The organism is Diaphorobacter sp. C33 (assembly GCF_030503915.1).
In the GTDB taxonomy this organism is placed as follows: Bacteria; Pseudomonadota; Gammaproteobacteria; order Burkholderiales; family Burkholderiaceae_C; genus Diaphorobacter; species Diaphorobacter nitroreducens.
Genome location: NZ_CP129980.1, coordinates 1,790,896 through 1,810,636, shown reverse-complemented (window position 1 = coordinate 1,810,636; position 19,741 = coordinate 1,790,896). Strand labels below are relative to the sequence as shown.

The 19,741-nt window shown below is 68.0% G+C and carries 23 protein-coding genes; 12 read left to right on the top strand and 11 right to left on the bottom strand.

Translation table 11 applies throughout. The annotated features are described in order from the left end of the window. Positions 1 to 35: 35 nt before the first annotated feature. A complete protein-coding gene (kynB, locus tag QY917_RS08635; protein WP_123676079.1) occupies positions 36 to 698 on the bottom strand; it encodes an arylformamidase in 663 nt (220 codons plus the stop codon). A 103-nt stretch (positions 699 to 801) separates the two neighbouring features. Here kynB and QY917_RS08630 point away from each other — a divergent pair, with 103 nt between their 5' ends. After that, entirely contained in the window at positions 802 to 1,269 is a 468-nt protein-coding gene (locus tag QY917_RS08630; protein WP_088886353.1) for an Lrp/AsnC family transcriptional regulator, read from the top strand. An 18-nt stretch (positions 1,270 to 1,287) separates the two neighbouring features. Here the strand turns inward: QY917_RS08630 and QY917_RS08625 are convergent, their stop codons facing one another. Next, entirely contained in the window at positions 1,288 to 1,614 is a 327-nt protein-coding gene (locus QY917_RS08625; RefSeq protein ID WP_123675997.1) for a YkgJ family cysteine cluster protein, read from the bottom strand. Between the two features lie 117 nt (positions 1,615 to 1,731). Here QY917_RS08625 and QY917_RS08620 point away from each other — a divergent pair, with 117 nt between their 5' ends. The 3 genes from QY917_RS08620 to QY917_RS08610 are packed head-to-tail and all read left to right on the top strand — an operon-like array spanning position 1,732 to position 4,144. Then, on the top strand, positions 1,732 to 2,025 hold the full coding sequence (locus QY917_RS08620; protein ID WP_015913817.1) for a FeoA family protein: 294 nt from the start codon (positions 1,732 to 1,734) through the stop codon (positions 2,023 to 2,025). Then, positions 2,022 to 3,923: a ferrous iron transporter B gene (locus QY917_RS08615; protein ID WP_123675998.1), complete on the top strand. Its 1,902-nt coding sequence runs from the start codon at positions 2,022 to 2,024 to the stop codon at positions 3,921 to 3,923. Before QY917_RS08620 ends, QY917_RS08615 begins: the two co-directional genes overlap by 4 nt. Positions 3,924 to 3,946: 23 nt before the next feature. Then, positions 3,947 to 4,144, top strand: coding sequence for a hypothetical protein (locus tag QY917_RS08610; protein ID WP_011806146.1), 198 nt, complete (start codon positions 3,947 to 3,949; stop codon positions 4,142 to 4,144). Between the two features lie 130 nt (positions 4,145 to 4,274). On the opposite strand, the gene QY917_RS08605 is transcribed toward QY917_RS08610, so the two are convergent. From QY917_RS08605 to QY917_RS08590, 4 genes are all read right to left on the bottom strand, one after another. Then, positions 4,275 to 4,625 carry a YkgJ family cysteine cluster protein gene (locus tag QY917_RS08605; RefSeq protein WP_015913815.1) on the bottom strand — a complete coding sequence of 117 codons (351 nt, stop codon included), beginning with the start codon at positions 4,623 to 4,625 and terminating at the stop codon, positions 4,275 to 4,277. Positions 4,626 to 4,768: 143 nt separating this feature from the next. After that, positions 4,769 to 4,942, bottom strand: coding sequence for a hypothetical protein (locus QY917_RS08600; protein ID WP_162844546.1), 174 nt, complete (start codon positions 4,940 to 4,942; stop codon positions 4,769 to 4,771). Positions 4,943 to 4,962: 20 nt separating this feature from the next. Beyond that, positions 4,963 to 5,880 carry an ornithine carbamoyltransferase gene (gene argF, locus QY917_RS08595; protein ID WP_011806144.1) on the bottom strand — a complete coding sequence of 306 codons (918 nt, stop codon included), beginning with the start codon at positions 5,878 to 5,880 and terminating at the stop codon, positions 4,963 to 4,965. A 16-nt stretch (positions 5,881 to 5,896) separates the two neighbouring features. Beyond that, positions 5,897 to 7,093 carry an aspartate aminotransferase family protein gene (locus tag QY917_RS08590; protein WP_123675999.1) on the bottom strand — a complete coding sequence of 399 codons (1,197 nt, stop codon included), beginning with the start codon at positions 7,091 to 7,093 and terminating at the stop codon, positions 5,897 to 5,899. Positions 7,094 to 7,327: 234 nt separating this feature from the next. Between QY917_RS08590 and QY917_RS08585 the strand changes: the two genes are divergently transcribed. After that, a complete protein-coding gene (locus tag QY917_RS08585; RefSeq protein WP_011806142.1) occupies positions 7,328 to 7,642 on the top strand; it encodes a DUF3579 domain-containing protein in 315 nt (104 codons plus the stop codon). 178 nt (positions 7,643 to 7,820) lie between these two features. Here the strand turns inward: QY917_RS08585 and rpsT are convergent, their stop codons facing one another. Then, positions 7,821 to 8,123: a 30S ribosomal protein S20 gene (gene rpsT / locus QY917_RS08580; RefSeq protein WP_011806141.1), complete on the bottom strand. Its 303-nt coding sequence runs from the start codon at positions 8,121 to 8,123 to the stop codon at positions 7,821 to 7,823. 104 nt (positions 8,124 to 8,227) lie between these two features. Here rpsT and murJ point away from each other — a divergent pair, with 104 nt between their 5' ends. From murJ to ppk2, 3 genes are all read left to right on the top strand, one after another. Further along, positions 8,228 to 9,793, top strand: coding sequence for a murein biosynthesis integral membrane protein MurJ (murJ, locus tag QY917_RS08575; protein ID WP_015913812.1), 1,566 nt, complete (start codon positions 8,228 to 8,230; stop codon positions 9,791 to 9,793). Positions 9,794 to 9,806: 13 nt separating this feature from the next. Next, complete coding sequence (locus tag QY917_RS08570) at positions 9,807 to 10,655, top strand: SirB1 family protein (protein WP_047350733.1); 849 nt, start codon at positions 9,807 to 9,809, stop codon at positions 10,653 to 10,655. 107 nt (positions 10,656 to 10,762) lie between these two features. Continuing rightward, complete coding sequence (gene ppk2 / locus QY917_RS08565; protein ID WP_123676000.1) at positions 10,763 to 11,677, top strand: polyphosphate kinase 2; 915 nt, start codon at positions 10,763 to 10,765, stop codon at positions 11,675 to 11,677. A gap of 91 nt (positions 11,678 to 11,768) precedes the next feature. On the opposite strand, the gene QY917_RS08560 is transcribed toward ppk2, so the two are convergent. The 3 genes from QY917_RS08560 to purM form a co-directional block, all read right to left on the bottom strand. Next, on the bottom strand, positions 11,769 to 12,161 hold the full coding sequence (locus QY917_RS08560) for a universal stress protein (protein ID WP_123676001.1): 393 nt from the start codon (positions 12,159 to 12,161) through the stop codon (positions 11,769 to 11,771). Between the two features lie 223 nt (positions 12,162 to 12,384). Next, positions 12,385 to 13,464: an AI-2E family transporter gene (locus QY917_RS08555; RefSeq protein WP_011806136.1), complete on the bottom strand. Its 1,080-nt coding sequence runs from the start codon at positions 13,462 to 13,464 to the stop codon at positions 12,385 to 12,387. An 18-nt stretch (positions 13,465 to 13,482) separates the two neighbouring features. After that, on the bottom strand, positions 13,483 to 14,532 hold the full coding sequence (purM, locus tag QY917_RS08550) for a phosphoribosylformylglycinamidine cyclo-ligase (protein WP_103738814.1): 1,050 nt from the start codon (positions 14,530 to 14,532) through the stop codon (positions 13,483 to 13,485). 336 nt (positions 14,533 to 14,868) lie between these two features. Between purM and hda the strand changes: the two genes are divergently transcribed. Genes hda through folK form a run of 4 tightly spaced genes read left to right on the top strand, consistent with a single transcriptional unit; the run spans position 14,869 to position 18,420 of the window. After that, complete coding sequence (gene hda / locus QY917_RS08545) at positions 14,869 to 15,561, top strand: DnaA regulatory inactivator Hda (RefSeq protein WP_011806134.1); 693 nt, start codon at positions 14,869 to 14,871, stop codon at positions 15,559 to 15,561. A gap of 50 nt (positions 15,562 to 15,611) precedes the next feature. After that, entirely contained in the window at positions 15,612 to 16,313 is a 702-nt protein-coding gene (locus tag QY917_RS08540) for an HAD family phosphatase (protein WP_011806133.1), read from the top strand. Continuing rightward, positions 16,310 to 17,905 carry a polynucleotide adenylyltransferase PcnB gene (gene pcnB, locus QY917_RS08535; RefSeq protein WP_088886360.1) on the top strand — a complete coding sequence of 532 codons (1,596 nt, stop codon included), beginning with the start codon at positions 16,310 to 16,312 and terminating at the stop codon, positions 17,903 to 17,905. The genes QY917_RS08540 and pcnB overlap by 4 nt, the downstream gene beginning before the upstream one ends. After that, positions 17,902 to 18,420 (top strand): 2-amino-4-hydroxy-6-hydroxymethyldihydropteridine diphosphokinase, encoded by a 519-nt coding sequence (gene folK, locus QY917_RS08530; protein WP_123676002.1) that lies wholly within the window; start codon positions 17,902 to 17,904, stop codon positions 18,418 to 18,420. Before pcnB ends, folK begins: the two co-directional genes overlap by 4 nt. Before the next feature lie 263 nt (positions 18,421 to 18,683). Here folK and QY917_RS08525 read toward each other — a convergent pair whose 3' ends face one another. After that, complete coding sequence (locus tag QY917_RS08525; RefSeq protein ID WP_103738817.1) at positions 18,684 to 19,655, bottom strand: tripartite tricarboxylate transporter substrate binding protein; 972 nt, start codon at positions 19,653 to 19,655, stop codon at positions 18,684 to 18,686. Positions 19,656 to 19,741 lie beyond the last annotated feature (86 nt).

The following is a 19,741-nucleotide window of genomic DNA, read 5'->3' as shown; positions in this document are numbered from 1 at the left end:
TTGCACGAGCGTTAGAGGCCAAAACGGCCTAATGGTCATGCGCGCGGCGGCAGCGCACGCAGCACGGCGCGCACGGGCGATGCGTCGGCCGTGGTGAGCTTGAGCGGCAGCGCGATGAGTTCGTAGTCGCCCTCGGGCACATCATCCAGCACCAGGTTCTCCAGCACGCGCAGGCCACGCCGGCGGATCACCTGGTGGCTGGGCAGCGGCTTGCTGTCGGCGGGGTCGATGCTGGCGGTGTCGATGCCCACGAGCACTACGCCGGCGTCGGCCAGGCGCTCGATGGTGTCGGGCGCGTAGGCCGTGAGGCCCGCGTCCCAGCGGTCCACGGGCATGCGGGCGTAGGTGCGCACCAGCACCCGCGGCGGCAAAGTGCCCGTCATCGCATGGGCAATGTGGGTCCATTCGATGAGCGGCCCGCAGTCCAGCGCATGCACCACGCGGCAGGGGCCGATGAAGGCTTCCAGCGGCAGGGCGCCGATGGCTGCGCCGTCCGCTGCGTAGTGCAGGGGCGCGTCCGCGTGCGTGCCCACATGGGGCGAGAGCGTGAGTGCGCTCACGTTCACCGGGCAGCCGGGGCCCAGTGTGGCGCTCCACTGCTGCTGGTAGGGTGTATCGCCCGGGAACACCGGGCTACCCGCATGCACGGGGGCAGAGATGTCCCACAGCGCGGGCGATGGCGTGGAGGTGGCGGTCATGCCGCGCATGCTATGCGCGGCGGAGGGGTGGGTAAACGGTTTATCCCTGATGGGTGACTCATTTGGATAATCCATTCTCGCAGAGACATTTTTGGGTTAAATCATGCAAGCCGAGATCGACCGTACCGACCGCCAGCTGCTGCGCGCGCTGCAGGACAACGCCCGCCTGACCTCCGGCGAACTGGCCGAAATGGCGCACCTGTCGCAGTCGCCCTGCTGGCGGCGCGTGAAGCGGCTGGAGGACGCCGGGGTAGTGCGCGGCTACCACGCGCAGCTGGACCGGCGTGCGGTGGGGCTGGGTGTGATGGCTTTCGTGATGGTGGGCATCGACCACCAGACGGAGGCGCTGTCCGTGGCGTTCGAGGAGGCGGTGTGCGCCATTCCCGAGGTGGTGCTGTTCCACGGCATCTCGGGCCCCGCGGACTTCCTGCTGGTGATCGTGACGACCGACCTGGACGCGTATTCCGAGCTGCTGCAGCGGCGCCTGCACCGCCTGCCCGGCGTGCGCCAGGTACAGACCTATTTTTCGCTGCAGGAATTCAAGGGGCGCATCGGCGGGTTGCCCGTGTGAAAGCGGGTCCTGCGGCGTTCAGAGCACCAGCCCGTCCAGTGCCGGCAGATGGTGGCGCTGGCGGGCGCGGTTGCAGGCAGCGCTGCCGGCTTCGAATTCGCGGCAGGGCGAGGGCCGCCACTCGTAGATGCCGCAGGCCGCGCGCAGGCCCACCTGGCCCGTGAGGGCCGAGCAGCGCGGCTGCGCATGGTCCGTGCCCCGCATGCGTGCAGTGTGGTCCGTGACCGGCACCACCAGCCCATCGGGAACGCAGCCGCCCAGCTCCTCCGTCTCGTGCACCGAGAAGTCCACGCGAAAGCTGGCGCAGCAGGCGCCACAGGTCAGGCAGGGGTGAAGAGTGGTCATGGCGTGCGTCGCAGGGGTTGTCATTGTGACGCGCCACAGGTCCTGATGTGCATCAATCCAGCAGCGTGCAGTTCCATTAGAATGAGAATTACTTTTATTCATTGACTGCAATACAACATGCTTCACACGGGGAATGACGCCGCGCAGCCGCGGGGGCTGGATACCTTGCCGCATGGCGTGCCGGCCACGGTTGCCGGGCTGCTGCCGGCGCAGGATGGCCGGTCGCAGGCCATGGTGCTGCGCCTGATGGAGATTGGTTTCCTGCCCGGCGAGCCGGTGCGCGTGATTGCCCGGGGCTTTCCCGCGGCCGACCCCCTGGCCGTTCGCGTGGGCCAGGCCACTTTTGCCCTGCGCCGCCATGAGGCGGCCCTGGTGCAGGTGCGCGTGGATGCGCTGGAGGCCGCGGCATGAGCACGGCGGCATCTCCCCTGCACATCGCGCTGCTGGGCAACCCCAACTGCGGCAAGACGGCGCTGTTCAATGTGCTGACCGGCGCACGCCAGAAGGTGGCGAACTACGCGGGCGTCACGGTGGAGCGCAAGGAAGGCCTGTTCACCACCGCCAGCGGCCGGCGCGTGCGCGTGCTGGACCTGCCCGGCGCCTATAGCCTGCACGCGCAGAGCCTGGACGAGGCCGTCACCCGCGATGTGGTCACCGGCCGCCGCCCAGGAGAGGCCATGCCCGAGCTGCTGGTCTGCGTGACCGATGCCACGCACCTGCGCCTGAACCTGCGCCTGGTGTTGGAGGCGCGCGACCTGGGCCTGCCCATGGTGCTGGTGCTGAACATGAGTGATATGGCGCAGCAGCAGGGCATCCAGATCGACCGCGAAGTCCTGGCGCGCGAACTGGGCCTGCCCGTGGTGACCACCGTGGGCGTGCGCGCCGACGGGGCGCGCGAGCTGCTGCAGTGGCTGGACACGGCCACCCCGCAGGCCGCCCGCGGCGCCGCCGTGGGCACGCAGGCGCCACCGCCCGTCAATGCGCTGGAGGAAGACCGCCCGCAGCGCGTGCAGCAATTGCACCAGGAAGTGCGCCGCATCATGGGGCTGGCCGTGCGCGAGCCCGCGCTGCGCCTGCAGCGCGACGACCGCATCGACGCCGTGGTGCTGCACCCGCTGTGGGGCATGCTGCTGCTGGCGGTGACGCTGTTCCTGATGTTCCAGGCCGTGTTCAGTTGGGCAGAGGTGCCCATGGGCTGGATCGAAGGCGCCACGGCCGCCGTGGCCGAATGGCTGAACGCCCACATGGCCGAGGGGCCGCTGCGCAGCCTGCTGGCCGACGGCGTGATCGCCGGCGCAGGCGGGGTGCTGGTGTTCCTGCCGCAGATCCTGATCCTGTTCTTCTTCATCCTGGCGCTGGAGGAATCCGGCTACCTGCCGCGCGCGGCCTTCCTGCTGGACCGCGTGATGGGCACCGTCGGCCTGTCGGGACGCTCGTTCATCCCGCTGCTGTCCAGCTTCGCCTGCGCGGTGCCGGGCATCATGGCCACGCGCTCCATTCCGGACTGGCGCGACCGGCTCGTCACCATCCTCATCGCGCCGCTGATGACCTGTTCGGCCCGCCTGCCGGTGTACGCGCTGCTCATCGCGGCCTTCATCCCCGATCGCACGGTGGCGGGGCTGTTCAACCTGCAGGGGCTGGTGCTGTTCGCGCTGTACCTGGGCGGAATCGTGAGCGCCATGGCCGTGGCGGCCGTTGCGCGGCTGGCGCGGCGCGGCGACGGCGCCACGCCGCTGCTGATGGAGCTGCCCGCCTACCGCTGGCCCAGCGTGCGCAACCTGGCGCTGGGGCTGTGGGAGCGCGCGGGCATCTTCCTGCGCCGCGTGGGCGGCATCATCCTGCTGGTCACCATCCTGCTGTGGTTCCTGTCGTCGTACCCCGCGCCGCCGGCGGACGCCACGGGGCCGGCCATCGAATACAGCTTCGCCGGGCGCATCGGCGCCGCGCTGGAGGTGATCTTTGCGCCCATCGGCTTCAATTGGCAGATCAGCATCGCCCTGGTGCCCGGCATGGCCGCGCGCGAGGTGGCGGTGAGCGCCCTGGGCACGGTGTACGCGATTGCCGCTTCGGCCGACGACACGGCCGCGCAGCTCGCGCCCATGCTGGCGGCGCAATGGTCGCTGGCCACGGCGCTGTCGCTGCTGGTGTGGTTCATCTTCGCGCCGCAGTGCGTCTCCACCATCGCCGCCGTGCGCCGCGAGACCAACGGCTGGCGCTGGCCGCTTGTCATGACGGGCTATCTCTTCGCACTGGCCTATGCGGCCAGCTTCATCACCTACCGCGTGGCCCTGGCGCTGGGCGGTGGTTGAAACCGTCACCAAGGAGCAGAACCATGTGGCAAGACATTCTCACCGCCGTGATCGTGGCCGTGGCCGCCCTGGCGCTGCTGTGGCGCTGGCTGCCGCAGCGCTGGCGCGCCCGCGCCGCGCGCGTGCACCCGGCACTGGCGCCCATGGCCAAGACCGGCAGCAGTTGCGGGGGCTGCAATGCCTGCGCAGGAGACCGCTGCGCGCCGGCACGCAAGCCCTGAAGCCGGGATAGCCCGGTCGCGGGCCTAAAAGCATAGCTGCCGGCGCCTGCCAGGCAAAGGTTTCAGTATCAAAACTATCTGAAATCATTGCCTGGCAAGCGCCAGCAGCTCTTCTTTTTGAAGAACCACTTCAAGCGGCCTGCGGCCACTCCTGCGTGTCGCCCTCCGTCAACGGCGGCAGGCCCAGCTTGGCGCGCGTGTCGTGGCAACCGTAGGAGGCGAACGGAAAGTCGCGGCACGGCTGGGGACGCTGGTCGTAGATGCCGCAGCCGATGCAGCCGTTGCCCAGGTCGGCCAGTGCCACGCAGCGCACGGGGTGGCGCTCGGTGCCGTTCATGCGGTAGCGGTTGCCTCCGGCCTCATGGGCCAGGGCGTCGGGCACGCGCCCGCCCATGGACTGCAGTTCATAGACGGAGAACTCCACGCGGTAGTTCTGGCAGCATGCACCGCAGTGCAGGCAGGGGTGGACGGGGACGGACATGCAGGTTCCTCGGGTTCTGGTGCATCGGCAACGGGCCCCATCCCAGGTGCGACGCGCAGCCGGCACCGGGGATCGCGGGCGATCAGGGGGAGCGATGGGAGGGCGGGCATGCGCTGGGGCGCCTGCCGCGCAGAACCGGGCCGCTAGGTGTGGCCCTGGAGGAACTTCAGGTAGAAGGTATGAATGCGCACCTGCAGCGCATGCACGCGTGCCGCCATGCGCCGGGCGGCCGCGTACAGTTCAGGCGCCAGCGGGCGCTGGCTGGCGGGGCAGGGTGGATGGCCCGGGCGCGTGGGGTGGAGTTGCGCGGGGGCCATGGGTGGGATGCGGGATGGGTTTAGACGCGACCGAGCAGCAGGTACTCCATGAGTGCCTTCTGCACGTGCATCCTGTTTTCCGCCTCGTCCCAGACGACGGACTGGGGGCCGTCGATCACGTCGGCCATCACTTCCTCGCCGCGGTGCGCGGGCAGGCAGTGCATGAACAGCGCGTCGGGCTTGGCCACGGCCATCATCTCGGCGTCCACGCACCAGTCGGCGAAGGCCTTGCGGCGCGCTTCGTTCTCGGCCTCGTAGCCCATGCTGGTCCACACGTCGGTGGTCACCAGATCGGCGCCGCGGCAGGCATCCATGGGATCGGCAAAGACCTTGTAGCAGCCCGCGCGGTGGGGCTTGCCGCCGAAGGCGAGCTTCTCGTCCACCTCGTAGCCGCCGGGGGTGCTCACGTGCACGGTGAAGCCCAGCAGATCGGCCGCCTGCAGCCAGGTGTTGGCCATGTTGTTGCCGTCGCCCACCCAGGCGACGACCTTGCCCGCGATCGAGCCGCGGTGCTCGATGTAGGTGAACAGGTCCGCCATGATCTGGCAAGGATGGAACTCGTTGGTCAGGCCGTTGATGACGGGCACGCGCGAGTATTCGGCGAAGCGCTCGATCTTGTCGTGGCCGAAGGTGCGGATCATCACCAGGTCGGTCATGCGGCTGATCACGCGCGCGCTGTCCTCGATGGGCTCGGCGCGACCCAACTGACTGTCGCCCGTGGTCAGGTGCACCACGCTGCCGCCCAGCTGGTACATGCCGGCCTCGAAGCTCACACGCGTGCGGGTGCTGGCCTTCTCGAAAATCATGGCCAGGGTGCGGTCGGCTAGCGGGTGGTACTTCTCGTAGCTCTTGAACTTGCCCTTGATGATGGCGGCGCGCGAGAACAGGTAGTTGTATTCGTCGGCGGTGAAGTCGGTGAATTGCAGGTAGTGCTTCATACGCGGTCGATCTTCTTCATTCAGACAGGAAGGTCTGCACCAGGGGTGTGAGCAGGGCGACGATCTCGTCGGCTTCTGCGCGCGTGAGGGTGAGCGCGGGCACCAGGCGGATCACGCGCTCGGCGGTCACCGACAGCAGCAGGCCGGCCTCGGCCGCGCGATCGATCAGCACGCCGCAGGGGCGGTCCAACTCCATCCCGATGATCAGGCCCTGGCCGCGGACTTCGTTCACGCCAGCGGTCTCACCCAGTGCGCGCTGCAACTCGGCCTTCAGGTGGGCGCCCACGTCCGCGGCGTTCTGCAGCAGGCCGTCTTCTTCCATGATGCGGATGGTTTCCACGCCTGCGCGCATGGCGAGCGGGTTGCCGCCGAAGGTGGAGCCGTGGTTGCCCGGCTTGAGCACCTGCGCGGCGGCGCCGTGCGCCAGCACTGCGCCCACGGGAACGCCCGAGCCTAGGCCCTTGGCCAGCGTCATCACGTCCGGGACAATGCCGGCCCACTGGTGGGCAAACCACTTGCCGGTGCGGCCCATGCCGGCCTGCACCTCGTCAAGCATCAGCAGCCAGCCGTTGGCGTCGCACAGCGCGCGCACCTGCTGCAGGTAGTCGACGCGCATGGGATGCAGGCCGCCTTCGCCCTGGATGGGCTCCATCATCACGGCGACGATGTTGGGGTTGCCTTCGGTGGCCTCCTGCAGCGCCTCGATGTCATTGGGCGCTACGCGCAAAAAGCCCTCCAGCAGCGGGCCGAAGCCGTTGCGCACCTTGGGGTTGCCAGTGGCGGTCATGGTGGCGATGGAGCGCCCGTGGAAGGCATGGTCGTAGACCACGATCACGGGTTTTTCGATGCCCTTGTCCACGCCGTACTTGCGCGCGATCTTGATGGCAGCCTCGTTGGCCTCCAGGCCAGTACTGCAGAAGAACACATTGGTCATGTGCGCGCGCTCGGTCAGCAGCTGGGCCAGCTTTTCCTGTCCTGGCACATGGTAGTAGTTGGAGGTGTGGATCAGCTTGGCGATCTGGTCCTGCAGCGCCGGCACCAGCTTGGGATGGTTGTGGCCCAGCGTATTCACGGCGATGCCGCCCAGTCCGTCGAGGTACTGCTTGCCGTTCACGTCCCACACACGCACGCCCTGGCCTCGCTCCAGCGCGATGGGTACGCGGCCATAGGTGTTCATCACGTGGGGCGAGGCAGCCTCGACAAATGCGGTCATGCGGACATCTCCTGACAAGAGAGGGAAACGGGGAACAGCCCCAAAAAGGGAAATGCGATTCTAGGGGCTGCCCCCGCGCGCACCATTGAAGATTGCGCATCACAGTCATGCGCTGCGCTTGCGTTCAATGCTGGCAGGCGGTGCTGGGGCATTGGAGGGTAGCTCTTATATAAGAGTTAGAATCCGTGCCACGCCGACGCACAAGGTCGGCGCCCCTTACACGACCCGAACCCGATGGTTGCTCCCTCCTCCAAAGAAGTCTTCATCCAAGGCATTACCCTCGAAGGGAGGACCTTTCGGCCCAGCGACTGGGCCGAGCGCCTGGCGGGGGTCATGAGCCAGTTCCGCCCCGGCGGTGCCGTGCCTGGCAGCCACCTGAACTACTCCCCCTGGTGCATTCCTACCAGCATGAACGGAGTGAAGTGCGTGGTGGTCCACCGCGACCTGCAGGCGCACGAGCCCATGGCGTGGGACTTCGTGCTCAACTTTGCCAGAGACAACAACTTGCAGGTCGTCGAAGCCTGCCTGCTCCCCGATCCCAAGGCCTGACAACACAGGCCTTTTCTTTTGGGTGGGCGTGTGTGCCCCCGAGGTGCTGTGCCGAGCAGCGCCGGGCACAAAAAAACCGCCCGGAGGCGGTTTCTCTGCTTTGCTGACAGCGCACCCGTTACAAACGGCGGGTGGCGAGCCACCCGGGCTGTTGGCCTGCGCGGGGCAGGCGGTGAATTTAGGCGGCTGCCAGAGCCAAGGCTTTCACCTTGGCGGACAGGCGGCTCTTGTCGCGAGCTGCCTTGTTCTTGTGGAAGATGCCCTTGTCGGCGATGGTGTCCAGCACGGACTGGGCCTTGGCGAACAACTCGGTTGCCTTGGTCTTGTCACCGGCCAGAACAGCCTTCTCGACGTTCTTGACGGCGGTGCGGTACTTGGAGCGCAGCGAGGTGTTGGCTGCGTTCAGCTTGAGGCCTTGGCGGGCGCGCTTGCGGCCCGATGCCAGGCGGGGGTTCTTTTTCTTTGGCTTTCCAGATGCCATGGTATGTGTTCCTTGTGTCTGAGGATGTTGTCAGCAAAGCCGGCCATTATAGCGCAGCCGCCATTTCGGGCGTGGCGCGACGCCAAACGCATACACTTGCGCCGGTGTCCCTGTTCAAAGCCGCTTCCACCGTATCGCTGTTGACCCTGGCCTCCCGCGTGACGGGCCTGGTGCGTGATCTGCTCATGGCCTCGATGTTCGGCGCCAACGTTCTGACAGACGCTTTCAACGTCGCTTTTCGCATTCCCAACCTGTTTCGCCGCTTGTTCGCCGAAGGGGCGTTCAGCCAGGCCTTCGTGCCCGTCCTGGCCGCGCACAAGGCGCAGCATGGCGATGAGGACACCCATGCACTTGTGAACGCCGTGGCCACGGCGCTGTTCTGGGCGCTGCTGCTGACCTGCGTGTTGGGGGTGGTAGGAGCGCCGCTGCTCGTGTGGGCGCTGGCCAGCGGGTTGCGCCAGAGTCCGGAGGGGTTCGACGCCGCCGTGTTCATGACGCGCTGGATGTTCCCCTACATTGGATTCATGTCGCTGGTGGCCCTTTCTGCGGGCGTGCTCAACACCTGGAAGCGCTTTGGCGTGCCGGCCGCCACACCCGTGCTGCTGAATCTGTGCATGATCGCGGCCGCTTGGCTGGGCGCGCCACAACTGGCGGCGCGGGGCATAGAGCCCATCTACGCCATGGTGGGCGGGGTGATGGGTGGCGGGGTGCTGCAACTGGCGGTGCAATTGCCCGCATTGCGCCGCCTGGGGCTGCTGCCCCGCATCGGCATGACCTGGGGCAGGGTACGCAGTGCCTGGCAGGACCCAGGCGTGCGCCGCATTCTTACCCTGATGGCGCCGGCGTTGCTGGGCGTGGGGGTGGCACAGATCTCGCTGATGATCAACACGCAGATCGCGTCCTATCTCACGCCGGGCAGCGTGACATGGCTGTTTTATGCCGACCGCCTCATGGAATTTCCCACGGCCCTGCTGGGCGTGGCGCTGGGCGTGGTGCTCACGCCGCAGTTGTCGGCCGCCAAGGCTGCGGGGGATGGTGAACGCTACTCGGCCATGTTGGACTGGGGGCTGCGCATCGTGGTGCTGCTGGCCGTACCCTGCGCCGTGGGACTGCTGACCTTCGCAACGCCGCTGGTGGCCACGCTGTTCCACCATGGTGCGCTGAACGACGGCGACGTACGGCAGATCTCCGTGGCGCTGGCAGGCTATGGAGCGGGGTTGCTGGGCCTGGTGGCCATCAAGGTGCTGGCGCCGGGTTACTACGCCAGCCAGGATATCCGCACGCCCGTGCGCATCGCCATCGTGGTGCTGGTGGCCACGCAGATCATGAATGCCGCGCTGGTGCCTCTGCTGGCGCATGCTGGGCTGGCGCTGTCGATTGGCCTGGGTGCGCTCATCAACGCCCTGTGGCTGCTCACGGGGCTGCTGCGGCGGGGAAGCTTTCGCCCGCGCGAAGGCTGGGGCCGGTTTGCGCTGCAGGTGATTGCCGCCAGTGCGCTGCTGGCCGTGTTCCTGCTCTGGGCCTCCCACCACTTCGACTGGCTGGCGCTGCGGGCGCACAGCTTGCAGCGTGCGGGACTGCTGGCGCTGCTGCTCGCCGTATCGGCCGCGCTGTACTTTGGCGCGCTGTGGGCCTGCGGGCTCAAGCTGCGCCAGCTGTTGCGCCGCTGAAGGGAGAGGGCGCATGGCGTTGAGCTATTCCGTTCCCACGCCGCTGGAGTATTTCGCGTCGCTGGTCCAGGTGCCGCAGGGCGGCGCCATCGCGTTGCTGGAGTCGGCGGCCTGCATCGCGCAGGACGAATATCCGCGCCTGGATGTGCAGCAGTTCCTGGACGAGATGGACCGCCTGCAGGCGCGGCTGCAGCGGCGCATTGCGCAGGATGCCGAACCGCTGCTGCGGCTCAATCTGCTCAACCAGTTCTTCTTTGGCGAACTGGGCTTTGCGGGCAATCTCAACGACTACTACGCGCCGGGCAACAGCTATTTGCACGTCGTGCTGGAGAAGCGGCGCGGCATTCCCATCTCGCTGGCGGTGCTGTGGCTGGAGCTGGCGCAGGGGGTGGGCCTGCGTGCGCACGGGGTGGCCTTTCCCGGGCATTTCCTGGTCAAGGTGCTCATGCCCACGGGCCAGGTCGTGATGGACCCGATGACGGGGCTTTCCCTCTCGCGCGAAGCGCTGGGCGAGCGGCTGGAACCTTTTCGCCGCGGACACGGACCGCTGGAGGACGAAGCTCCGCTGGGCCTGTATCTGCAGGCCGCCACGGAGCGGGACATTCTTGCGCGCATGCTGCGCAATCTGAAGGAAATCCACCGCGCGCGCCAGGACTGGAGTCGCCTGGTGGCGGTGCAGGACCGGCTCATCGTGTTGCTGCCCGATGCCTGGAGCGAGTGGCGCGACCGCGGGCTGGCGTATGCGGAGAGCGGCGCATCCCTGCAAGCGCTGGAGAACCTGGAGACCTATCTGGCCCACGCTGCGGGTGCCGAAGATGCCCCTGCGATCGCACAGCGCGTGAAAGAACTGCGCCGTTTCTGATCCAGGCCAAGCGTGCCATGTGACAAAAACATGGCAAAAGCGCACCATGTCATGTGCTGGACACGAAGAGTTGTCACCATCTTCTGCCTGCCGAGAAGGTACCAGTCATGCCGCACATATCCGAGATCAATTCCCACGAACTCATGGAACGCATCGCCGACGATCTGGCCGACGGCTATGACGAGGAGTTGGAGCTGGAGATCGAGGACCGCGCCTTCGATGAGCACGGACTGCAGGCGCCCGTGGACCGGCTGGCACGCCAGCAATATTTCCGGGAGCTGTTCCGCCTGCAGGGCGAGCTGGTCAAGCTGCAGGACTGGGTGCAGCACTCAAGGCAGAAGGTGGTGGTGATCTTCGAGGGGCGCGACGCCGCCGGCAAGGGCGGGGTGATCAAGCGCATTACCCAACGGTTGAACCCGCGCGTGGTGCGCGTGGCGGCGCTACCTGCGCCCAATGACCGCGAGCGCACGCAGTGGTACTTCCAGCGCTATGTGGCGCACCTGCCCGCGGCAGGCGAGGTCGTGCTCTTTGACCGCAGCTGGTACAACCGCGCGGGCGTCGAGAAAGTGATGGGCTTTTGCACGGAGGAGGAGTACGAGGAGTTCTTCCGCAGCGTGCCGGAGTTCGAGAAGATGCTCGTGCGCTCAAGCATCCGGCTCATCAAGTACTGGTTCTCGATCTCCGACGAGGAGCAGCACTTGCGGTTCCTGGGGCGCATCCACGACCCGCTCAAGCAGTGGAAACTGAGCCCCATGGACCTGGAGAGCCGCGTGCGCTGGGAGGAATACACCAAGGCCAAGGAGGCGATGCTGGAGCGCACCCACATCCCCGAGGCCCCATGGTGGGTGGTGCAGGCCGTGGACAAGAAGAAAGCGCGCCTCAACTGCATCGCCCACTTGCTGGAGCAGCTGCCGTATGCCGATGTGCCGCATACCGAGGTGGTGCTGCCCGACCGCGTGCGCCACCCGGACTACCTGCGCCAGCCCACACCCGGCAGCATGCTCGTGCCCGAGCGGTACTGACGATTGGCGATTGGGCGGGTGGTCCAGTCCACGCCAAGGCAAGCGGAGGCCGGGGGAGCCGAGCGCCTTGGGGCGCTCGGACGTGCCGCCTTTAAGCGGCCTTGACGGCCAATACCGGGCAATCGACGTTGAGCAGGATCTCCTGCGCCATGCTGCCCAGCAGCAGCTTGCCGACGGGCGAGCGTTTGCGCAGGCCGATCACCAGCACGGATACCTGCAGCGTCGCGACCATTTCCTCGATCTCCTCGATGGTGCTCTTGCCGCGCACGAACTGCTTGAACTCGGCCTCGATCGGCAGCGTGGCCAGGCGCTCCTCCACACGTTCGGCCTCGTAGCCGTTGACGATGCTGGGGTCTTCCTGGCGCCCGCCGGGGCCGGCGTTGACGACGACCAGGCGTTCATTGCGACGGGTGGCGATTTCGATGCCCTTGTCCAGCGCGGCCCGGCCTTCGGGGCGTGGAACGTAGGCGACGAGAATGGTCATGCAAAGTCTCCCTTATAGCTGTGATGACGATGTGTCTGGCGCACTGCGCGCCAGCCGCCAGAATAGCCCAACATCGCAGGCGTTGGCGAGTGTCATCCCGGGTGCGGGGCGCGCGATGGGGGCCAGGCGCCGCACCAGGCGCGGGAAGAGGGTTTGGGGGTGAAAAAGCCTTGCAGCGCATGCTGGACAAGCGCTAGCAGCTATGGTTTTTGCGGAGCGGCGGTTATACCAGCCGCGCGGCTTCCAGCTCTTTTTTCAGGTAGGCGTAGAACAGCGGTGCCGCCACCAGCCCCGCAGGGCCGAAGACGGCTTCGGCCACGAACATCACCGACAGCAGCTCCCACACGCCCATGTGGGTGCGCCGCCCGACGACCTTGGCGTTGATCACGTACTCGGCCTTGTGGATCAGGATCAGGAAGGCCAGGCAGGCCACGGCCGCAACGGGCGATACCGACAGTCCCACCAGCGTGATGACCGCGTTGCACAGCAGGTTGCCCACGATGGGCACCAGGCCGGCCACGAAGGTCAGGGTGATCAAAGCGGGGGTGTAGGGCAGGTCCAAGTCCCACAGGGGCAGCACCAGCAACAGGAACAGTGCGGTGAGCAGCGTGTTGAAGGCGGCAATCCAGAACTGCGCCGCGACGATCTGACGGAAGGCCTCTCCCATACGCGCGATGCGCAGCACCAGCTCTTGTGCCAAGGGGCCGCGTGAAGCGCCCACGCTGCGTACGGCGGCCAGTGCCCCGATCAGCAGGCCCACATAGGCATACAGCAGGCCCGTGAGCCAGGCGCGCCCCGCCATGGCCAGGGCGCCGGCCTTTGCGGCCAGATAGGCGGCGATGGTGCGCTGGATTTCGGCGGCGCCTTCGGGCAACTGGGCCGCGATGTCGGTGGGCAGCTTCAGCCGCAGTTCCAGCACGGTGCGGGCCAGGAAGTCCAGCAGTTCGCGGTATTGCTGGGGGGCGTCGACGATATAGGTGCGCGAATGCGACAGCGCCAGCGCCAGCAGCAGCAAGGGAGACAGCATGACCAGCGTGGCGGCTGCCGTCTGGCCGCGGGTTGCCATGCTGTTCGCCGTGCGCGACGGGAACCACGCCAAGCGTGGCGCCAGCCAACGCGTGAGCAGAAAACCCAGGCACACGCACAGCAGCCCGGGCAGCAGCCCGCGCAGCATCACCAGCAGCAGCGCGGCGCCCATCAGCACGTAGCTGGCGATCACCACGCCCCGCGTGGCGGGCGCGAATGGCGGCCTCAGGGCGGCAGGCGTGGCGGCGGAGCCTTGCGGCGGCTGACCCGAAGGCATCGTGCCAATCGCGCTGGATCAGCCCACGACGACGGCGGCGCCGTCGCCACGCTCGGCAATGGCGCCGATGGCGTACACCGCCTCGCCCAGTGCGCGCAGCGTGGCGGCCGTGGCGTCGGCGGCCTCCGCCGGCACGACCACCACCATGCCGATGCCGTTGTTGAACGTGCGGTTCATCTCGATGTCGTCGATGCCGGCGGTCTTTTGCAGCCAGGCGAACAGCTCCGTCTGCGGCCAGCTGCCGGCCTTCAGGTGGGCGGCCGTGCCTTCGGGCAGTACCCGCGGAATGTTCTCCAGCAGACCACCACCGGTGATGTGGGCCAGGGCCTTGATCGGATGCTGTGCCAGCGCGGCCAGCACGTTCTTCACGTACAGGCGCGTGGGCTCCATGACGGCGGCCTTGAAGGGCTTGCCGTCCAGCGTGTCGGGCAGCGTGCCGGCGGCCGCGGCGCGCTCGATGCACTTGCGCACCAGCGAAAAACCGTTGGAATGCACCCCGCTGGAGGCCAGGCCCAGCACCACGTCGCCGGGTTTCACCGTCTGGCCGGTGAGGATCTTCGACTTCTCGACCGCGCCCACGGCAAAGCCGGCCAGGTCGTATTCACCGTCGGGGTACATGCCGGGCATCTCGGCCGTCTCGCCGCCGATCAGTGCGCAGCCGCTCAGCTCACAGCCACGGGCGATGCCCCCCACCACTGCGGCGGCGGTGTCCACGTCCAGCTTGCCGCAGGCGAAGTAGTCCAGGAAGAACAGGGGCTCGGCGCCCTGTACCAGCACGTCGTTGACGCTCATGGCCACCAGGTCGATGCCCACGGTGTCGTGCATGTTCCACTCGAACGCCAGCTTGAGCTTGGTGCCCACGCCGTCGGTGCCGGAGACCAGCACCGGCTCCTGGTAGCGCTTGGGCACCTCGAACAGCGCACCAAAGCCGCCGATGCCCGCCATCACCCCCTCGCGCAGGGTCTTCTTGGCCAGCGGCTTGATGCGCTCGACCAGCGCGTCGCCTGCGTCGATGTCAACGCCGGCGTCTTTGTAGGAGATGGGAGTGGAGGGGGCAGAGGAACTCATGGGATGTGCGTCAGTGCTGAGGGCCGCGGTCGGCGGGCCGGAAAGCGGGGATTTTAAGGGTCCGCCCGGGCGTGCCGCGAATGCCCCCGCGCGGCGGGCTGAGCCGCACGCGGCCCGGGCTCGGGTCGTCTGGGCCATCGACGCACTAAAATCGCGGGTTGCACGCCCTGCGTGCCGCCCGCTTCCCGGGCGCCTCCATGGTTTCGCGGCGGTGAACCGCGGCGCGTCCCCTACCTTGCCTCCCATGCCATCCACTCCATCCCGTTACGGCCCGGCCACGCTCCGCATTGCGCGCGGAGGCCGGGGCGCGCCGCACTTGCGCGGGTGGCGCTCGCCATGAAGCAGCTGGCCCTGGACATTGGCCTGGTGACCGGCCCCACGCTCGACAACTTCCATGCCGGCCCCAACGCGCAGGCACTGCAGCACCTGCGACTGGCGGTGGCCGGTGGCGCCGCGCCGCGCTCGCCCGTGCCCACCTACCTGTGGGGCGAAACGGGCACCGGCAAGTCGCACCTGCTGCGGGCCACGTACGAGGCGCTGCGCGGGCAGGGCGCCAGCGTGGGCTGGCTCGACGCCTCCGTGGCGCTGCCCTCGGCCTTCGACGAGCGCTGGAGCGCGGTGCTGCTCGACGAGGTGCACCTGTACACCACGGCGCAGCAGGCGGCGGCTTTCAACTGGTTCGTCAACGCCATCAACCCCACCGAAGGAGCGCCCCGCTGGGTACTGGCCGCGGGCGACCTGCCACCGGCCGACCTGCCGCTGCGCGACGACCTGCGCACACGGCTGGGCTGGGGCCACGTGTTCCAGCTCCAGCTGCTGGACGAGCAGGAGCGCCGCGCCGTGCTGCGCCAGCAGGCCGACGCGCGCGGCATCTTCCTGGCCGATGAGGTCATGAACTACATGCTGGGCCGCTTTTCGCGCGACCTGGGCAGCCTTATGCAGCTGCTGGACCGGCTCGACAGCTTTGCGCTGCGCACGCAGCGCGCCGTCACCGTCCCGCTGCTCAAGACCATGCTGGAGACCGAGTAGCGCGCGGCCATCGGTGCAGGGCGCTTTCATCCACCCATTGCAATCAACGCATGACCTTTGACACGCAGGTACAACGCCGCCGACTGGCCCTGTTCGACCTGGACCACACCTTGCTGCCCCTGGATTCCGACTACGAGTGGGGCGAATTCACCATCCGCATCGGCTGGGCCGACCGCGAAGAGTTCGGCCGGCGCAACAAGGCGTTCTACGACGACTACGTCGCCGGGCGGCTGGACGTGCACGACTACGTGCGCTTCGCCACCGACGCCATTCGCCAGCGCGGCGCCGAGGCGGCGGCCCTGGCGCACGCGCAGTTCATGCGCGAGGTGATCCAGCCCGCGCTGCGCGAGGAAGCGCGCGCACTGGTACAGCGCCACCGCGACGCGGGCGACGAGGTGCTCATCATCACCGCCACCAACGAGTTCGTCACCCGCCCCATCGCTCTGGCGTTGGGCGTGGATCAGCTGGTCGCCGTGGAGCTGGAGCGCGGCGACGACGGCTGGATCACCGGTGGCATTCGCGGCGTGCCCTCCATGCGCGAGGGCAAGGTGCAGCGCATGGAGCAATGGCTGGCCGAGCGCGGCCTGCGCTGGACGGACGTGGACAGCACGTTCTACAGTGACTCCATGAACGACGTGCCGCTGCTGGAAAAGGTGGATCATCCCGTCGCCACCAACCCCGATCCACGCCTGCGCGCACTGGCTTCCCAGCGCGGCTGGCGCATTCTGGACCTGTTTCCCCCACACCCATGATCAAGACCTTCATCGACAAACTGCTGGGCAAGGGCGCCGCCGGCGCGGGCCGTGGCACGCGCGGCCGCTTTGGCAAGCGTGCGGAAGTGCCCGCCGCGGTGCACGGCATCAACCCCGAACTGGTGGACCGCCGCGCCAGCGACGTGGTGCGCACACTCAAGCAGGCGGGCTATGAGGCCTACATCGTCGGCGGCGCGGTGCGCGACCTGCTGCTGGGCCTCAAGCCCAAGGACTTCGACGTGGCCACCAACGCCACGCCCGAGCAGGTCAAGGGCCTGTTCCGGCGCGCCTTCATCATCGGTAAGCGCTTTCGCATCGTGCACGTGGTGCACGGCCGCGGGCGCGAGCATGAGGTGATCGAGGTCTCCACTTTCCGCGCCTACATGGACAACGCGGCAGCCGAGCAGGTGGGGGGCAACGAAAAGACCAGCAAGGCCCAGCTGGCCGGCATGCACCATGCCGTGGACGCCAGCGGCCGCGTGCTGCGCGACAACGTCTGGGGCCCGCAGGACGAGGACGCCACGCGGCGCGACTTCACCGTCAATGCCATGTACTACGACCCAGAGACCGAGGTCGTGGTGGACTTCCACAAGGGCATCGAGGACGCCAAGAAACGCGTGCTGCGCATGATCGGCGACCCGGCCACGCGCTACCGCGAGGACCCCGTGCGCATCATCCGCGCCGTGCGCTTTGCGGCCAAGCTCAGCCCGCTGGGCTTTGCCCTGGAGCCCAAGACCGCCAAGCCCCTGGTGGAGTGCGAGCCGCTGCTGCGGGAGGTCCCGCAAAGCCGCCTGTTCGACGAGATGCTGAAGCTGCTGCAGACCGGCCACGCGCTGGCCTCGATCGCGCAGCTCAAATCCCTGGGCCTGGCCACGGGCATCTACCCGCTGCTGGACGTGGTGGTGGACCGTTCCAGTCACCCGTTCGTGCAGGCCGCGCTGGCCGACACCGACCGCCGCGTGGGCGAGGGCAAGCCCGTTGCGCCCAGCTTTCTGCTGGCCTGTGTGCTGTGGCAGGACGTGAAGGCCGGCTGGGAGCAGCGCCTGGGGCGCCAGCAGCCCTTCCCGGCGCTGCAGGATGCGATCGACGATGTGTTCGACAAGCGCATCGGCGATGTCTCCGGCCGCGGCAAGCTGGCGGCGGACATGCGCGAGATCTGGGTCATGCAGCCGCGCTTCGAGAAACGCTCGGGCAGCACGCCCTTCGGCATGGTGGCGCACCTGCGTTTTCGCGCGGGCTTCGACTTCCTGCGCCTGCGCGCGGACGTGGGCGAGGTGGAGGAGGCGCTGGCCGAGTGGTGGCAGGAGTTCTCGCTGGCCGACGATGCGCGCCGTGAGGACATGATCGAGCAGGCGCGCGAGGAGCAGCGCGCGCGCCAGCGCAAGGCCCAGCCCACGGTACGGCGCGTGCCCAAGGCCGTGCCAGTCGCCACGGACGACGCCGAGCCCCCGCGCAGGGCCAGCGATGCCGGTGATTCCCTGGCCGAGCCAGCGGCAGAGGACGCTGCTGCGCCCAAGAAGCGCCGCCGCCGTCGCCGCAAGCCCACGGGCAGCGGTGCATCCGAGGGTGGCGCGCCCGCGGGCGAGGTGTGACCTCGCCTTCCGTGGCGGCCAGCGCCTGGGTGGGCCTGGGCGCGAATCTGGGGGATGCGCGCGGCGCGCTGCGCGACGCGGTGCGGGCGATGGGCGCGTTGCCCGGCACCCAGGTGCGGCAGGTTTCGTCGCTGTACCGCAGCGCGCCGGTGGATGCCGGCGGGCCCGACTATCTCAATGCCGTGGCGCAGTTGCAGACCACCTTGGCGCCACTGGCGCTGCTGCATGCCCTGCAGGCCATCGAGCAGGCCGCGGGGCGCGAGCGCCCCTACCGCAACGCGCCACGCACGCTGGACCTGGATCTGCTGTTGTACGGGGAGGAGCGCCTGGACGGCGCCGAACTCACGCTGCCCCACCCGCGCATGGGCGAGCGGGCCTTCGTGCTCCTTCCTCTGGCGGAACTGGCGCCCGGCCTGGCCCAGACGTGTGGCACAGCCGCCCAGCGCGCCCTGGCCAGCGGCCAGCGCATCGAGCGCCTGGCCGAAGCCACCGAATGGCTGGGCGCAAACTCCTGAATTAATAGCTGCTTGCGCTGGTCGTGCGGACGTTTGAAGGTGAAAACACCTGCAAACCGCCGTATGGCAAGCGTGAGGCGCTCTTATTTTTGATGTAAGCACGCCGCCGGTTGCGAGGCGTCACCGCCGTGGCGGCGGGTGCGGCAGCGCAACAGGGGGCGCCGTTGGGGCGGCTTGGCCTCAGGCTGACGACGACACGCCCGGACAGTCGCGCCGTGCGCCGCCCGCGGCACTCCGGTGGCACCCGGAATGCCGCGTTCCGGTCAGTCCACCTTGGCGCCGGAGGCCTTCACCACCTGCTGGTACTTGGCGCGCTCGGCGGCCATGAAGGCGTCGAACTGCTCGGGCGTGGTGGCCACGGGCTCGGCCATCAGCGCGGAAAAGCGCGTCTTGGTTTCCGGTGCCTTGAGTGCCTCTGTGAAGGCCTTGTTGAGCTTGGCGATCACGGGCTTGGGCGTGCCGGCCGGTGCCACCAGACCCCACCAGGTGTCGATGGCGAAGCCCTTGAAGGTCTGCGACAGCGGGGGCACGCCGGGCAGCATGGGGCTGGCTTCCAGCGAGGTGACGGCCAGGGCCTTGAGCTTGCCCGACTTGATGTTGGGCGCGGCGGCGGCCAGGTTGTCGATGTTGAAGTCCACCTCGCCGGCCAGCAGGGCCAGCTGCGCGGGGCTGGCGCCGCGGTAGGGGATGTGCAGCGCGAAGATGCCGGCCTTCTGCTTGAACATCTCGCCCGCCAGGTGGCCGGCGCTGCCGTTGCCGCCGCTGCCGTAGTTGAGCTTGGCGGGGTTGGCCTTGGCGTAGGCGATCAGGTCCTGCAGGGTGTTGATCTTGAGCTGCTCGGCCCGCGCGGCGTTGACCACCAGCACGTTGGGCACGCGCACCATCTGCGTGATACCGGCGAAGTCCTTGGCTGCGTCGTAGGGCATGCGGTTGTACAGCCAGGGGTTCACGGCGTGCGTGGCCGTGGCGGCGATGCCGATGGTGTGCCCGTCGGGCGCGGACTTGGCGATCAGATCGGCGCCGATGTTGCCGCCCGCACCCGCCTTGTTGTCGACGACCACCACGCCGAGCGTGTCGCGCACGCGCTCGGCCAGCGCACGCGCCGTCACGTCCAGCGGGCCGCCAGGCGCGTAGGGCACGACCAGGCGGATCGGCGCATCCTGCGCGTGGCTCAGGGGGGCTGCGAGTGCCGCGCCAATGGCAGCGGCCGAAAGAAGAAGGTGTCTGCGGTTCATAGGCCTCCATTGTGCAAAAAATGGAAGACGCTTCCGTGGCGCCGCAATGCTGCCCTGTCCTACGACAAGGCGCAGCGCATCTTTCT

Bases quoted from the DNA above. Each gene is read 5' to 3' on its own strand.
- QY917_RS08630 (WP_088886353.1), top strand. From the start codon at position 802: ATGCAAGCCGAGATCGACCGTACCGACCGCCAGCTGCTGCGCGCGCTG.
- QY917_RS08605 (WP_015913815.1), bottom strand. From the start codon at position 4,625: ATGTCCGTCCCCGTCCACCCCTGCCTGCACTGCGGTGCATGCTGCCAG.
- QY917_RS08615 (WP_123675998.1), top strand. From the start codon at position 2,022: ATGAGCACGGCGGCATCTCCCCTGCACATCGCGCTGCTGGGCAACCCC.
- QY917_RS08590 (WP_123675999.1), bottom strand. From the start codon at position 7,093: ATGACCGCATTTGTCGAGGCTGCCTCGCCCCACGTGATGAACACCTAT.
- QY917_RS08585 (WP_011806142.1), top strand. From the start codon at position 7,328: ATGGTTGCTCCCTCCTCCAAAGAAGTCTTCATCCAAGGCATTACCCTC.
- QY917_RS08625 (WP_123675997.1), bottom strand. From the start codon at position 1,614: ATGACCACTCTTCACCCCTGCCTGACCTGTGGCGCCTGCTGCGCCAGC.
- QY917_RS08570 (WP_047350733.1), top strand. From the start codon at position 9,807: ATGGCGTTGAGCTATTCCGTTCCCACGCCGCTGGAGTATTTCGCGTCG.
- ppk2 (WP_123676000.1), top strand. From the start codon at position 10,763: ATGCCGCACATATCCGAGATCAATTCCCACGAACTCATGGAACGCATC.
- QY917_RS08620 (WP_015913817.1), top strand. From the start codon at position 1,732: ATGCTTCACACGGGGAATGACGCCGCGCAGCCGCGGGGGCTGGATACC.
- QY917_RS08540 (WP_011806133.1), top strand. From the start codon at position 15,612: ATGACCTTTGACACGCAGGTACAACGCCGCCGACTGGCCCTGTTCGAC.
- purM (WP_103738814.1), bottom strand. From the start codon at position 14,532: ATGAGTTCCTCTGCCCCCTCCACTCCCATCTCCTACAAAGACGCCGGC.
- QY917_RS08555 (WP_011806136.1), bottom strand. From the start codon at position 13,464: ATGCCTTCGGGTCAGCCGCCGCAAGGCTCCGCCGCCACGCCTGCCGCC.
- QY917_RS08525 (WP_103738817.1), bottom strand. From the start codon at position 19,655: ATGAACCGCAGACACCTTCTTCTTTCGGCCGCTGCCATTGGCGCGGCA.
- QY917_RS08560 (WP_123676001.1), bottom strand. From the start codon at position 12,161: ATGACCATTCTCGTCGCCTACGTTCCACGCCCCGAAGGCCGGGCCGCG.
- QY917_RS08610 (WP_011806146.1), top strand. From the start codon at position 3,947: ATGTGGCAAGACATTCTCACCGCCGTGATCGTGGCCGTGGCCGCCCTG.
- QY917_RS08600 (WP_162844546.1), bottom strand. From the start codon at position 4,942: ATGGCCCCCGCGCAACTCCACCCCACGCGCCCGGGCCATCCACCCTGC.
- kynB (WP_123676079.1), bottom strand. From the start codon at position 698: ATGACCGCCACCTCCACGCCATCGCCCGCGCTGTGGGACATCTCTGCC.
- pcnB (WP_088886360.1), top strand. From the start codon at position 16,310: ATGATCAAGACCTTCATCGACAAACTGCTGGGCAAGGGCGCCGCCGGC.
- hda (WP_011806134.1), top strand. From the start codon at position 14,869: ATGAAGCAGCTGGCCCTGGACATTGGCCTGGTGACCGGCCCCACGCTC.
- argF (WP_011806144.1), bottom strand. From the start codon at position 5,880: ATGAAGCACTACCTGCAATTCACCGACTTCACCGCCGACGAATACAAC.
- rpsT (WP_011806141.1), bottom strand. From the start codon at position 8,123: ATGGCATCTGGAAAGCCAAAGAAAAAGAACCCCCGCCTGGCATCGGGC.